12 protein-coding genes are annotated in these 13976 nt (G+C 72.8%); 6 read left to right on the top strand and 6 right to left on the bottom strand.

Annotated elements, in window-relative coordinates:
- Window positions 1-43 precede the first annotated feature (43 nt).
- Window positions 44-1501, top strand: coding sequence for an amidophosphoribosyltransferase (purF, locus tag DEJ11_RS03170; RefSeq protein ID WP_027465037.1), 1458 nt, complete (start codon window positions 44-46; stop codon window positions 1499-1501).
- Between the two features lie 84 nt (window positions 1502-1585).
- Here the strand turns inward: purF and DEJ11_RS03165 are convergent, their stop codons facing one another.
- Window positions 1586-1987, bottom strand: a complete 402-nt coding sequence (locus DEJ11_RS03165; RefSeq protein WP_110858851.1) for a hypothetical protein — start codon at window positions 1985-1987, stop codon at window positions 1586-1588.
- A gap of 108 nt (window positions 1988-2095) precedes the next feature.
- On the opposite strand from DEJ11_RS03165, the gene DEJ11_RS03160 reads away from it, so the two are divergent.
- Window positions 2096-4684, top strand: coding sequence for a helix-turn-helix transcriptional regulator (locus DEJ11_RS03160; protein WP_146250060.1), 2589 nt, complete (start codon window positions 2096-2098; stop codon window positions 4682-4684).
- A 320-nt stretch (window positions 4685-5004) separates the two neighbouring features.
- Here DEJ11_RS03160 and DEJ11_RS03155 read toward each other — a convergent pair whose 3' ends face one another.
- Window positions 5005-5376 (bottom strand): sterol carrier family protein, encoded by a 372-nt coding sequence (locus DEJ11_RS03155; protein WP_071248502.1) that lies wholly within the window; start codon window positions 5374-5376, stop codon window positions 5005-5007.
- Between the two features lie 57 nt (window positions 5377-5433).
- On the opposite strand from DEJ11_RS03155, the gene purD reads away from it, so the two are divergent.
- On the top strand, window positions 5434-6702 hold the full coding sequence (gene purD / locus DEJ11_RS03150) for a phosphoribosylamine--glycine ligase (protein ID WP_111103826.1): 1269 nt from the start codon (window positions 5434-5436) through the stop codon (window positions 6700-6702).
- Window positions 6699-7568, top strand: a complete 870-nt coding sequence (locus DEJ11_RS03145; RefSeq protein WP_071248348.1) for a phosphoribosylaminoimidazolesuccinocarboxamide synthase — start codon at window positions 6699-6701, stop codon at window positions 7566-7568. Before purD ends, DEJ11_RS03145 begins: the two co-directional genes overlap by 4 nt.
- 505 nt (window positions 7569-8073) lie before the next feature.
- Here the strand turns inward: DEJ11_RS03145 and DEJ11_RS03140 are convergent.
- Window positions 8074-9297: a PP2C family protein-serine/threonine phosphatase gene (locus tag DEJ11_RS03140; protein ID WP_111103827.1), complete on the bottom strand. Its 1224-nt coding sequence runs from the start codon at window positions 9295-9297 to the stop codon at window positions 8074-8076.
- An 88-nt stretch (window positions 9298-9385) separates the two neighbouring features.
- Here DEJ11_RS03140 and DEJ11_RS03135 point away from each other — a divergent pair, with 88 nt between their 5' ends.
- Window positions 9386-9703, top strand: a complete 318-nt coding sequence (locus tag DEJ11_RS03135; protein WP_111029822.1) for a hypothetical protein — start codon at window positions 9386-9388, stop codon at window positions 9701-9703.
- A gap of 65 nt (window positions 9704-9768) precedes the next feature.
- Here DEJ11_RS03135 and DEJ11_RS03130 read toward each other — a convergent pair whose 3' ends face one another.
- Window positions 9769-11388 carry an MFS transporter gene (locus DEJ11_RS03130; protein WP_181440850.1) on the bottom strand — a complete coding sequence of 540 codons (1620 nt, stop codon included), beginning with the start codon at window positions 11386-11388 and terminating at the stop codon, window positions 9769-9771.
- Window positions 11389-11469: 81 nt separating this feature from the next.
- Window positions 11470-12201 (bottom strand): alpha/beta fold hydrolase, encoded by a 732-nt coding sequence (locus tag DEJ11_RS03125; RefSeq protein WP_111103830.1) that lies wholly within the window; start codon window positions 12199-12201, stop codon window positions 11470-11472.
- Between the two features lie 283 nt (window positions 12202-12484).
- Between DEJ11_RS03125 and DEJ11_RS03120 the strand changes: the two genes are divergently transcribed.
- Window positions 12485-13024 carry an MmyB family transcriptional regulator gene (locus tag DEJ11_RS03120; RefSeq protein WP_111029819.1) on the top strand — a complete coding sequence of 180 codons (540 nt, stop codon included), beginning with the start codon at window positions 12485-12487 and terminating at the stop codon, window positions 13022-13024.
- Between the two features lie 66 nt (window positions 13025-13090).
- On the opposite strand, the gene DEJ11_RS03115 is transcribed toward DEJ11_RS03120, so the two are convergent.
- Entirely contained in the window at window positions 13091-13948 is an 858-nt protein-coding gene (locus DEJ11_RS03115) for a helix-turn-helix domain-containing protein (RefSeq protein WP_111103831.1), read from the bottom strand.
- Window positions 13949-13976 lie beyond the last annotated feature (28 nt).

Below are 13976 nucleotides of genomic sequence, written 5' to 3'. Positions count from 1 at the left end.
TGTTCGGTACCCCCCGATTCTACGGTCTGGAGCACACCCGCGAATGTGCGGCATCGTCGGCCTTGTTGCGCAGGGCCCCGCCAACCAATCCATCTACGACGCACTGCTCCTCCTGCAGCACCGAGGGCAGGACTCGACGGGCATCGCCACGGTCGAGGGTCACGTGCACCACATGCACAAGACCCGCGGGCACGTGCGCGAGGCGTTCCGCACGCGCGACATGCGTGCCCTCCTCGGCACCATGGGGCTCGGACACGTCCGCTACGCCACCAAGGGCGCCGCGACGAACGAAGAAGAAGCCCAGCCGTTCTACGTGAACGCGCCGTACGGCATCGTCCTCGTCCACAACGGCAACCTCACCAACACGCGGGAACTCACGCGTGAACTGTTCGACATCGACCGTCGTCACCTGAACACGACGAGCGACACCGAGCTCCTGGTGAACGTGCTGGCGCACGAGCTGCAGGGCCAGGTCCGCGGCGCGAATCTCGACCCGGGTCAGGTCTTCGATGCGGTCGAGCGCGTGCACGAGCGGGTCGAGGGCTCCTACGCCACGATCGCGACCATCGCCGGGCACGGACTGCTGGCCTTCCGCGACCCGTTCGGCATCCGCCCGCTGATCCTCGGCCACAAGTTCGACGAGGCCGGGCAGCCGGAGTGGGTCGTCGCGAGCGAGTCGCTCGTGCTCGAGTCCGGCGGCTACGAGATCGTCCGCGACATCGCCCCGGGCGAGGCCGTCTTCATCGAGATGAACGGCCAGATGCACGCCCGCCAGTGCGCGAAGAACCCGCGTCTGGTGCCGTGCTCGTTCGAGTACGTCTACCTGGCACGTCCCGACTCGGTGATGAACGGCATCTCGGTCTACGACGCACGTCTGCGCCTCGGCAACCGTCTCGCCGACACCATCGAGCAGTACGCGCCGACCGGTGACATCGACGTGGTCATGCCGATCCCGGACTCGAGCCGTCCGGCGGCCATGCAGGTCGCCCGGAAGCTCGGCATCGAGTACCGCGAGGGCTTCTACAAGAACCGCTACGTCGGCCGCACCTTCATCATGCCGGGGCAGGCGGAGCGCAAGCGTTCGGTGCGCCAAAAGCTCAACGCGATGTCGTCCGAGTTCAAGGGCAAGAACATCCTGATCGTCGACGACTCGATCGTGCGTGGCACCACGAGCCGCGAGATCGTCGAGATGGCCCGGGCCGCCGGCGCGAACGAGGTCACGTTCACGAGCGCCGCTCCCCCTGTCCGGTTCCCGCACGTCTACGGCATCAACATGCCGACGCGTGCGGAGCTCATCGCGCACGACCGGAAGATCCCGGAGATCAACCGCGTGCTCGGCAGCGACCACCTGATCTACCAGGAGGTCGGGGACATGCGCGACGCCATCATCGAGGGCTCGGACGTGACCGACCTCGAGATGAGCTGCTTCACGGGCGAGTACGTCACGGGCACCGTGAGCCCGGAGTACCTGTCCTGGGTCGAGGCGAACCAGCTCAGCTAGGTCGCGTCCGAGACGCGACCAGACGACGGATTGGAGGCCCGGTGCCAGCTGGCACCGGGCCTCCAGTCCGTTGATCGGGAGCGGCTACGGCCGCTGGTCACCGTGGTCGTCGAGCTCACCGTCGACCGTCTCGGGCGGCAGTTCGACCTCGACGCGCTCCGCCGTCAGGCGGGCAGACCGCCGGGCGTAGACCCGGTCGAACACGACGGCGACGACCGCACCGACGAAGGCGCCGATCGTGACGCCCCACAGGCTGAAGTAGCCGACCAGGCTGCCGAAGCTCGTCTGGTCACGCTGGCCGCCGAGGTTCATGGTGAGGGCGACCACGACGAGGGTCGCGAGGAACCCGAGCACCGCACCGCCGACGATGAACACGCCGAACTTCGGTGCACGGCGGATGGTGACCTCGTCGGGGCTGGCGACCGCGCTGGGAGCCGGTGCCGGCGTGGGGAGCGGCTGCTCGTCGGGTTGATCGGTGTTGCTCACCCGTCCATTGTCCCCCACTGTGGGACGTCCCGCGGCCTGTGCGCGGCGACCGATCCGGGAGAGGATGGACGCTACTGGTCGGTATCCCAAGCGGAGGAGGTGTGTCGGATGCGTGAACGAATGGCACCCGCCCGCCGACGCCGACCGGCCGCCCCCGCCCGCGTGGCCTGGCCCGTCGCGCAGCGCGCGGAAGAGGACCGCGCCGTCGCCGTCGTCGCCGAGCACCGGTGGAGCGTCGCGCTCGTCGGTGCCCCCGGCATCGGCAAGAGCACCGCCGCGGCGCGGGTGACCGACCGCGTCGCCGGTCGCGACGGCACCGGCCGCACGGTCGTCGTGCCGATCACGGCGGTCGCCGCGAGCCGGTCGATGCCCTTCGGTGCCGTCGCCGAGCGCTTCGGCGAGCTGCCGGCGTCCATCTCGGAGCTGTCCGACGACACCGGCGCCGAGCAGCGCTTCCGAGCGATCGAGGACCTCGTCGACCGCGACGTCCTGCTCCGCGTGGACGACGCCGACCACCTCGACGCGATCTCCGCGCGGTACGTCGCCTGGCTGGTCCGCCGGCAGGGTGCTCGGCTCGTCCTGACCTGCCGCGACTTCACGGCGCTCCCCGAGCCGCTCCGCGCGCTGTGGCAGGACGACCTGCTCGAGCGCATCGACCTGCAGCCCCTGGCGCTGCACGAGACCGCGGCGCTCGTGGCCGAGGCGCTGGGCTCGCCGCTCGAGAACGCCTCGGCCGAGCGCGTCCACCGCGCCACCGCCGGCAACCCGCTGTACCTGCGCGAGGTGGTCCGTGCGGCGCGGGTCTCCGGCGCCCTCGACCACACCGCGACCGGGTGGTACTGGCGCGGGCGCGTGACCGCGTCGGACAGCCTCGCGGACATGTACCGCACCGAACTCGGGTCGCTGCCGGAGGACCTGCGCGACGTCGTCGACATCGTCGCCCTCGCCGACCCGATCCCGCTCGCCCGCCTGCTCGGTCTGGTGACCGGCGGGGACGTCGACCGGGTCGTCGCGCTCGGCCTGGTCCGGATCGACTCGCTCGACGACGGCGCCGCGGTCGTCCGGCCGTCGCACCCGCTCGTCGGCGAGGTCATCCGCACCCTGGTGCCGGTGGCCCGGCGAACGGCACTCTTCGCGCGCGCCAACGCCTTCCGCACCGACCGGCCCGAGGGCGCACCGCCCGCCGCACGCCTGCGTGCCGCACTGTGGTCGCTCGAGTGCGGGGTCCTGCCGTCGGTCGACCAGCTGCTCGACGCGGCGCAGGTCGCCGTGCGGCTGCAGGAGCACGAGAGCGCGATCGCCCTGGCCTCGGCAGCGCTCCGCACGACGCTCACCCCCACCGAACAGGTCGCGGCGCACTGCCTCCGCTCGCTGGCGTACTCGTACTCGGACGGCCGTGAAGCCGGCCGCGCCGACGCGGAAGCCGCCTGGGCCGTGGCGAAGCGGCACGTCGGCGACGTCACCGACGAGGCCGTCATCGAAGCGTGCGAGACCCTGGCGAACATCCGCCAGTTCCACGACGACGACATCGCGGCGGCGGTCGCCCTGACCGATGCCGCCACGCGCCTGGTGGTGTCCGACGAGGCCGTCGAACGGCTCCGGCTGCTGCGGATGGCGCACCAGGGCTGGGGCGGCGACTTCGCCGAGGTCCGGGCCGAGATCGAGCGCAGCAGCATCGTGGACGCCCCGACGATGCCGATGTCGTTCCTCGCCGTCGCACCCTGCGCCGTGATGGCGTTGGCGACCGCCGGCCGACTGGACGACGCGTCCGCGCTCGGTCACCGTGCCCTGGCCACCGCCGTGGCCCACGTCGAGGCAGCGCCCTGGAGCGTCGGCGAGAACTCCTCCGTCCTGCACCAGGTGCAGATGTGGCGCGGCGACCTGGACGGCCTGATCATCGAGGTGCCGGCGGGCCGGTCCAGCCCCTACCTGAAGTACGACTTCACGCTCGAGCTCATCGGTCAGGGCAACCTGGCGATCGCACAGCGCCGCTGGGACGACGCCGTCGCCGCGTTCTCGGCGGCGTGCGAGCGGTACGACATCGCCGACCACGGCGGGTTCGCTGCCTACCCCTGGGCGCGGCTGGCCCTGGCGCTCGCGTACGGCGGACGCCCGGAAGCAGCCGCCAGCGCGCTCGACCGTGCCCGGACCACCCCGCAACGGGCGATGCGCATCACCGGCGAGCAGGTCGCCGTGTCGATCGCCTGGACCGAGGCCGTGCTCGGCAACCCGGCCGGACTGCAGCACGCCGACGAGATCATCGAACGCAGCACGGCGAACGGCTCGTGGACGCACGTGATGTACGGGTACGCCCTGCACCACGCGGTCGGCATGGCGCAGGGGCGCGACTCGACCGGCTCGCTCGAGCGGATGCGCGAGGCCGCCACCCGCGTCGACGGACCACTCGCCGCCGCCGTGATCGAGTACGCCGACGCCGTGCGCGCTGGCGACCGCACGCGGGTGATCGCGGCGCAGGGACTGCTCGCGGCACATGGCATCTCCGTGACCGCGGGACACTCGAAGCCGCCGCTGACGAAGCGCGAGTACGAGGTCGCCGAGCTCGCCGCGCAGGGGCTGAGCAACCGGCGGATCGCGGAGTCCCTCGGGCTCTCGACGCGGACGATCGACGCGCACCTGTCGCGGGTCTTCGCGAAGTGGGACCTGCACGCGCGGTCGGAGCTCAGCGAGCTGCTCTGAGCTGCTCGGTACTCGGTACGGCCGGTTCCGCGTTCCGCGTCGGCTGTCGCGCACGCAAGAACGTTGCGGATTGCAGCACGACGCGCCGCCACGATTGACACGTTGTGTGGAACATCGCGTACCTTGGTGCCTGTCGCCGGGTTCGGACCCGTTCGGGTCGGGTCCGAATCCCGGCGACTTCAAGCTTAGGAACCCGGTCGATGCGGGCGCATCGGTAGGCACTACCTAATTCGCGTGGGAGTTCTCCGCAGACGCTTTCGCCGCCGCGCACCGGTGCTGGCGGATCGGTGCTGGCGGATCGGTGCCGGCGGCTCGCAGGGTCAGGCGCCGGGGGCGGGCAGCCGGACCGGCAGGAACGCCGTCAGGTCGGCGCGCGAGCCCGAAGCACTGACGCGCGACTGCGCGACCGCCTCGGCCCAGGTCAGCTCGCCGGACGCGAGGGCGAGCCACGTGGTGGCGTCGGTCTCGACCACGTTCGGCGGCGTGCCACGGGTGTGCCGGGGTCCGGGCACGGCCTGGACGGCGGCGAAGGGCGGCACCCGAACCTCGACGCTGTTGCCCGGGACCTCGTCCGCCAGACACTGCAACGTCCACCGAACCGCGGTCGCGACGGCCGGTCGGGCCGTCTCCCCACGACGCACCGCGGCCAGTGCCGCGCGCCCGTCGGCGTCCTCGATCCTCCTGGGTGGCATCTCCACAGGCTAGCCCTCGCATCGCGGGCGGCGAGTCGGGCTGGGTAGGGTGATCGGGTGCGAATCCTCGTCCTCGGTTCCGGTGCCCGCGAGCACGCGATCATCACGGCCCTCCTCGCGGAGCATGCCGGTCACGTCATCACGGCAGCGCCCGGCAACGCCGGCATCGCCGCCGACGTCGAGACCGTCTCCCTCGACCCCACCAACGGTGCGCTCGTCGCGGAGTACGCGATCGAGAACGACGTCGAGCTCGTGGTCGTGGGCCCCGAGGCCCCGCTCATCGCCGGCGTGGCCGACCCGGTGCGCACCCGCGGCATCCCGGTGTTCGGGCCGGGCAAGGCCGCCGCGCAGCTCGAGGGCTCGAAGGCGTTCGCCAAGCGGATCATGGGCGAGGCCGGTGTGCCCACCGGGCGTCCGGTCTACGCCGGCACGGCGGACGAAGCCGTCGCCGCGATCGACGAGCTCGGCGCCCCGTACGTGGTCAAGGCCGACGGGCTCGCCGCCGGCAAGGGCGTGCTCGTGACCGACGACCGCCAGGCTGCGATCGACCACGCCACCTACTGGCTCCAGCACGGACACGTCGTGGTCGAGGAGTTCCTCGACGGCGAAGAGGTCTCGTTGTTCTTCCTGAGCGACGGGCACGACGTCCGCGCGCTCAGCCCCGCGCAGGACTACAAGCGCCTGGCCGACGGCGACCTCGGACCGAACACGGGCGGCATGGGCGCGTACTCGCCGCTGCCGTGGCTCGCCGAGCGCTGGCCGTCCGAGCGGGCCTTCGTCGACGAGGTCACCGAGCTCGTCGCGCTGCCGACCGTCCGCCGCCTCGAGCACGAGGGCACGCCGTTCGTCGGGCTCCTGTACTGCGGCCTCATCGTCACCGAGCAGGGCGTCCGCGTGATCGAGTTCAACGCGCGCTTCGGTGACCCGGAGACGCAGGTCGTGCTCCCCCGCCTGGCGACCCCGCTCAGCGAACTCCTGCTGGCCGCCGCCACCGGGCAGCTCGGTGCCGTGCCCGCGCCCGTGTTCCGCGACGAGGTCGCCGTGACCGTCGTCCTGGCGAGCGAGGGCTACCCGGAGAACCCGCAGACCGGTCGACCGATCACCGGCATCGACGACGCGAACGCCCGCGACGGCGTCTCGGTCGCGCACGCCGCCACCGGCGTCCTCGACGACACGCTCGTCGCCACGGGTGGCCGGGTGCTCAGCGTCGTGGCGACCGGGTCGGACTTCGCCCAGGCCCGTGAGCGTGCCTACGCCGGGCTCGGCGACATCACGCTCGAGGGCGCGCAGTTCCGCACCGACATCGCCGCGAAGGTCGCGAAGTGACCGCCCCTGCGCCGATCGCCGGCTGGCGCCACGTCTCGTCCGGCAAGGTCCGCGAGCTCTACGTGCCCGAGGGCACCGCCGACCTGGCGAGTGCGTCCGAGCTGCTGCTCGTCGCCTCGGACCGGGTCAGCGCGTACGACTTCGCGCTCGAGCCGCCGATCCCGGGCAAGGGCGAGCTGCTGACCCGCCTGTCGCGGTTCTGGTTCACCCAGCTGAGCGACGTCCCGAACCACATCATCGGTCCGTCCTCCGGTGGCACCCCCGTGCCGGCCGAGGTCGAGGCACGGTCGATGCACGTCATGCCGCTCACGATGTTCCCCGTCGAGTGCGTCGTGCGCGGGTACCTGGTCGGCAGCGGCTGGGCCGAGTACCAGGAGACCGGCAGCGTGTGCGGCGTCGCGCTCCCCGCGGGGCTGTCCAACGGTGACCGCCTGCCGGAACCGATCTACACGCCGGCGTACAAGGCGGCCCAGGGCGAGCACGACGAGAACATCTCGTACGAGCAGACCGTCGACCTGGTCGGTGCCGAGACCGCGGCCACCCTGCGCGAGCTCTCGCTGCACGTCTACACCGAGGCCGCGGCCATCGCCCTCGAGCGGGACGTCGTCATCGCGGACACGAAGTTCGAGTTCGGGCAGGACGCCACCGGCCGGATCCGCATCGCCGACGAGGTCCTGACGAGCGACTCCAGCCGCTACTGGGACGCCCGCTCCGCCGACCGCACCGACTCGTTCGACAAACAGATCGTGCGGGACTGGCTCAGCGCGCACTGGGACCGCCAGGGCACGCCGCCGGTGCTCCCGGACGAGATCGTCGAGCGCACGGCTGCGCGCTACGCCGAGCTGATCGAGCGCCTCGGCGCCTGACACCGCGCCAGGCCGGCGCGGGGTGTCGCGTGGTGTGGCGTGGCCCGGCCGGTCACGACACCCCGCTCACGTCCGGCGAACGGTCACGAACCGTCGCCCGAGCCCCCGCCAACCGACGGTTCGTGACCACTCGGCGGCCCACGCACGACACGTCGCGACCCCTCGCCGCGTGACGCCCGTCGCCGGCCGGACGGTCACGACACCCCGCTCAGGTCCGGCGAACGGTCACGAACCGTCGCCCGAGGCCCCGCCAGCCGACAGTTCGCGACCACTCGGCGCCCCACCCACGACACGTCGCGACCACTCGCCGCGTGAGGCCCGTCGCCGGCCGAATGGTCACGACACCCCGCTCAGGTCCGGCGAACGGTCACGAACCGTCGCCCGAGGCCCCGCCAACCGACAGTTCGCGACCACTCGGCGCCCCGCCCACGACACGTCACGACCACTCGACCGGCGACGACTCGCCGCGCGACCGCCGACGAACCAGCCGACAGTTCTCGACCGGTCAGGCCTCGAACGCGCCGAGTGCGTCGCGCGCCACGACGACGACGGTCAGGTCGTCGCCCGGGTCGTTCTCGGCGACACGTGCGCGCACCCGCTGCAGGAACGTCTCGACGTCCGGGGACTCCCGGTACAGCGACCCCAGCTCGGACAGCGACGCGAGCGTGGAGTCCCAGAGCTCGAGCGCGCCGTCCGTCACGACGATGAGCACGTCACCCGGCCGGAGCACGAGCGACCCGGCGGCGCGGGGCATCCCGGCGGGGTGCAGCCCGATCGGCAGGTCCGACGACCGCAGGATCCGCTCGGCACCGTCGTCACGGAGCTGGAGCACGAGCCCGTGGCCGGCGTCGGCGAAGTCGAGTCGCCCGGTCGACGGGGTCAGCCGGCCGTGGAACATCGTCGCGAAGGACTCGGCACGGCTGAGCTCGGGGGCGACCTGCGCCTCGAGTTCGGCGACGGCGGTGCCCGGGTCCTGGTCGCCGCGGGCGAGCAGGCCTCCGCGGATGTTCGCGGCGAGGAGCCCGGCGGACATCCCCTTGCCCATGACGTCCGACACGGTCAGGTGGATCGAGTCCTCGCCGGAGCGGTGCCAGTCGTGGAAGTCACCGGAGACGAGCCCGTGCGGGATCGACATCCCCGTGATCCGGTAGCCGGGCACCTGCACCTCGGTCGGCTGCAGGCCGTTGAGCACGGTGCGCAGGCGGTCCTCGTCGGCTCCGGCGAGCAGTTCGCGCTCCGCCCAGACGCCGAGTTCCTGCAGCAGTTCGAGCTCGTCGGCGTCGAGGGTGCGCGGCTCGGGGTCGATCAGGCAGAGGGTGCCGATCTTCAGGTCGTCGTCGCCGGCACGGAGCCCGACACCGGCGTAGAACCGGACGTTCGGGTCGCCGAGCACCATCGGCAGGTCCGCGTACCGGGCGTCCTCGCGGGCATCCGGGACGACCACGGGCCCCTGCTCGCCCAGGGTCCGGCCGCAGAAGGTGTCCTGCAGCGGGATGACCGGGCCGAAGGCTGCGTCGCTCTGCTGCGACTTGATGGTCAGGGTGGTCTCGCCGGCCAGGTTGAGGAAGGAGCCGGAGACCCCGAGGGCCTCGCGCGCGATGCGGGTGATCCGTTCGAACCGTTCCTCGACGCCACCGTCGACCACGTCGAGTGCCGCGATCAGGGCCGCTCGCCGAACGGCATGGGCCCCGGTCGTCGCGGGCACGGACATCGCGGTTTCCGGCTGCATGCTCCCACGGTAACGCGCGGAACGGACAGGGCCTGGCCCCAGTCCGGAGGGCGCAGGTCCTCGGGCGCGGCGGCGTACCCTGGTCGTCGTGCTCCGAGTCGTCCCCGCAACCGTCCTCGGCGTGGCCGCGCTCCTGGCCCTCGCCGGCTGTGGCGCCCACGACTCCACCGGCCAGGTGTCGGTCACGGTGTCGCCGAACGCCGCCGACCACCCCTACGAGGTCAAGGTGTTCGCCTCGACCGGCAAGCTCTCCGAGCACCAGCGGGTGTTCCCGGGCGGTACGGCCGACTTCGCGGGCGTTCCCCTCGGCCAGGTCACGGTCCGCGCCGGCGACCTCTGCCCGCAGACGACCAAGGTGTCCGACGGCACGGTCGCGACGGTCACCCTGACCACAACGGGCTGCTGACGCCGCCCGCCACCACGACGGACTGCTGACCCAGCCCGTCGCCCCGACGGGCCGCTGACCCCTCCTCACCCCGACGACGGGCTGCCGACCCCCTCCGCGACCAGGTGCTCGACACGCGGCTCGCCCGCGACCTCGCGCACCGCCTGCAGGGTCCGCGCGTCGTCCCCGGTCTGCCGGACCTCGTGCTGGTCGACGTGCTCCTGCCACGACCCCACCCGGAACGCCTCGACCCAGGCGTCCGGCCCGGACGCCGCGTCCCGGTACAGGTTCCAGTCACGAGCACCGGTCCGCCGACGACTCCGCCCGAGCCGTTCGGCACGCGCACGGAACTCGTCGACGGCGTCCGCAGGGACCGTCCAGTGCAGCAGCACGAGGGTCTCCCCCGTCGCCGCGCCGTGGTCGTCCGCCACGAACACCTCGTCCCCGAACGGCATCGGCGTCACGGCGCGCTGCCGGTCGGTGAGCACCGGGAACCCGGACACGAGCAGCACTGCGGCGCTGAGCGCGGTGAGGACGCCGGCCCCGGCGAGCACCCCCGTCACCCCGAGCGGCGTGGCGACCGCGCCGGCGAGCGCCGCGCCGATCGCGGTGCAGCCGAAGAGCACGAGCTGGTACGCGGCGAGCCCGCGGGTCCGGACCCAGGCGGGCAGGAACGCCTGCACGGTCCCGTTCAGCGTCGTCACCACGGCGATCCAGGCCACCCCGCCGACCAGCAGCGCGACGAGGACGACCGCCAGCACGGGGACGAGCGCGACGACGGTGGTGCAGACGCCGAACACCACCGAGGCGATGCCGACCGTGCGGCCGATGCCGAGCCGCGCACGGACCGCCGGCATCAGGAACGCCCCGCCGACGGACCCGATGCCGACGGCGGCGAGCAGCAGTCCGTACCCGCCGGAGGACAGGCCGAGCGAGCCGTCGGCGACGAGCGGCAGGAGTGCCCACAGCGCGTTCGCGGGCACCATGAAGACGGCGAGCTGCACGAGCAGCCGGCGGACGACCGCCGCGTGCAGGACGTACCGCAGCCCGGCGCGGGTGGCGTCGATGAACGGTTCGGCCCGCGTCTCGGGGCGCTGGTAGCCGTGCCAGGCGACGAGCACCACCAGGAAGAGCGCGAACGACAGCGCGTTGGCGGCGAACACGAACGGCACGCCGAGCTGCGCGATCACCACTCCGGCGAGCGCCGGTCCGATCGCCCGGGCGACGTTGACGCCGACGGAGCTGAGCGCCGCGGCGTCGGTGATCGCGGCGCGCGGCACGATCTCGGGCACGAGCGCCTGGTACGCGGGCAGCTGGAGCGCCGAGGCGGTCCCGAGCAGGAACGTGACGGTGAGCAGGAGCGCCGGGGTCATGTCGCCGGTCGCGGTGAGCACGGTCATCACGACGCCGACGACCACCTGGAACGCCTGCACCCCGATGAGCAGCCGCCGCCGGTCGACGAACTCGCCGATCACGCCTGCGGGGATCCCGACGAGCAGCACCGGCAGGCTCGACGCGGTCTGCACGAGGGCGACGACGACGGGTGCGGCGTGCTCGTCGACGAGCAGCCACTGCGCGCCGACGGTCTGCATCCAGCTGCCGATGTTGCTCACCAGCACCGCGATCCACAGGGCGCGGAAGACCGGGATCGCGAGCGGCGCCAGGGCGCCGCCGCGGGGTACGGGGGTGGTGCGTTCCGTGGTCACGTCGCCTCCTGGGGTGGGACGGGGACATCCTGGAGGCGCGGTGTGCGCCGGGCGCACGCCGCGCCTCCAGGGATGGTCGGGTCAGGCGGCGGCGTCGGTCGCGCTGGTCGCGGCGACGGCCCGCTCGATGACGTCGGCGACGTCCTTCGGGTGGGTCTGCATGACGAGGTGCGGGGCGGCGAGCTCGGTCACGTCGGTGATGCCGGCGCGGGTGTAGCCGAAGCGCTCGACCTCGGGGTTGATGGTGTGGTCGTCGGACGAGACGATCGCCCACGCGGGGGTGGTCTTCCACGCGGCGGCGGACGCCGGCTCGCCGAAGGCCGCGCCGGAGAGCGGGCGCTGCGAGACGGCGAGCACCTCGGCGACGCGCGGGTCGACCCCGGCGGCGAAGACCTGCGGGAACGCGTCGATCGCGACGGAGACGTCGGTGCCGTCCTCGGCGCCGGCGACCGGGTACGGCGTGTACACCAGGTTCGCGGCGAGGTCCGAGTCGGGGAACCCGCCCTGCAGCTGCCCGAGGCTCTCGCCGACCTCGAGCACGTAGCCGGAGACGTAGACGAGTCCGACGACGTTCTCGGCCTCGCCGGCGACGGTGATCACGGCCCCGCCGTACGAGTGACCGGCGAGGACGACCGGCCCGTCGACGTGCTCGGCGACGGCGCGGATCGAGGCGGCGTCCTCGGCGAGGCTCCGGTTGTAGACCGGCGGGACGAGGACGGTGTGGCCGCGGTCGAGCAGCTCGCGGGTGACGGGTGCCCAGCTGGCGGAGTCGGCGAACGCGCCGTGGACGAGGACGATGGTGGGTGCAGCCATCTGCGGGTCTCCTTCGTGACGAACGTCTGGGGTGGTGCGGGGACCGGGGGGTCTCGGCGTCGTCACGCTAGGGCTGGGGGTGCTGCGTCGTCGTGTCCCTGTCGTTGCCCGTCACCCCCGACGACAGCCCGTGCCGGCGGCGCCGGGTGCGGCGCACGGTGCCCTCCGACAGTCGGACACACCGTGCCGGGGTCCCCCTGCGGGGCGGAGGCACGGCGACGGGGTCCCCGCCGGGGCCCCCTTCTCCCCCCTGCTCCACGGCGCGGCCGGTTAGCGTGATCGCATGGAACACGAGGACGGCACGACGACGACGTCGGCCCAGGACTTCGTGGACGCGCTCGCCGAACCGGTCGTGGTCTTCGACCGCCACCTGGACGTCGTGGCGGCGAACCGGCTCGCCGGTGCCCTGTCCGCGTCCCTCACCGTCGGCACGAACCTGGCGCGGTTCACCTTCCTGAACCCCTGGGTCGAGGACTCGGTGGACGGCTGGGAGGCCGAGGCGCACCGCACCGCCGCGATGCTCAGGGACTCGTTGGACGAGCACGACGCCGACGACCGGTTCCAGGAGCTCCTGGGCGAGCTGATGGCCCGGAGCACGACGTTCGCGACCGAGTGGGCCGGCGGAGCGGTCCGGCCGACTCGCCGCGGGGAGTCGGCGTTCGAGAACCCGCTCGTGGGCCGGATCGACCTGCGGTGGGAGCAACTGCGTCGGCTGGAGGACCCCGAGCACGTGCTCGTGGTGTGGACGGCGGCGGACGACGAGTCCGCCGCACGGCTCACGACGCTCCGGGGGCTGCTCGACGAGGGCGCGACGACCGCCTGACCGCGGGCGCGGCCACCCTGACGACCGCGGCGAGCGAGGCCACCGGCCACCGTGACGACCGCCTGGCTAGCCCACCGCGGTCTCGCCCGCGACCGGTTCCCGGCGCGCGGTGCCCTGCTGGACCTGCGCGGCGAGGTAGGCGACGGCCGCGGCTGCAGGGGTGCCGGGGTCGGCCCAGAAGGTGACGAGCACGTGCGAGCTGCCCGGGATCGCGAGGTTCTGCCAGCGGAACTCGACCCACCCGATCGGGTCGATCCAGTGCCGCGAGACCCCGGTGCGCTGCACGGCGACGTCGTGCCGGGCCCACATGCGGGCGAAGTCCGGGTCCTGCAGGGTCAGCGTGCCGACGATCTCCTGCAGCCGCGGGTCCTCGGGTTCGGCGTGCAGCCGGAGCGCGGCGACGACCCGGTGCGCCGTGCGGTCCCAGTCGGCGGCGTGCTGCCGGGACGCCTCGGAGAACATCTGCAGGACGAGGTTCGCGCCCGGCTCCATGTACCCGGGGCCGAGGGCGCTCGCCAGGGCGTTGGACAGGATGATGTCCTGGTTGCGGTCCATCACGAACGCCGGGGTGTGCGACCACTGCGCCAGGAGCGACCGGACCGAGTCGTCGAGCCCCGGCGGCACGACCCCCTCGGGGCGGCGGCGTTCGGCGTGTGCGAGGCGGCGCAGGTAGTCGACCGCCTCGTGGTCGAGCCGCAGGGCCCGGCCGAGCGCCACGAGCACCTGGTCGGACGGCTGGTGATCGCGGCCGCGTTCGAGCCGCAGGTAGTACTCGGGGCTGATGCCCGCGAGCCGCGCGACCTCTTCACGGCGCAGGCCGTCCACTCGTCGTCCGGGCTCGCGAGTGAGGCCGACGTCCTCGGGCTGGACGAGTGCCCGACGGGCGCGGAGGTACTGCCCCAGTTCGGACCGTCGCGCATCCACGCGAGCAGGATAGCCGGAATCCGCAAAG

The organism is Curtobacterium sp. MCLR17_058, assembly GCF_003234705.2.
Taxonomy (GTDB): domain Bacteria; phylum Actinomycetota; class Actinomycetes; order Actinomycetales; family Microbacteriaceae; genus Curtobacterium; species Curtobacterium flaccumfaciens.
The sequence above is the reverse complement of the archived record's forward strand: the minus strand, read 5'-3'. Positions and strand labels throughout refer to the sequence as shown.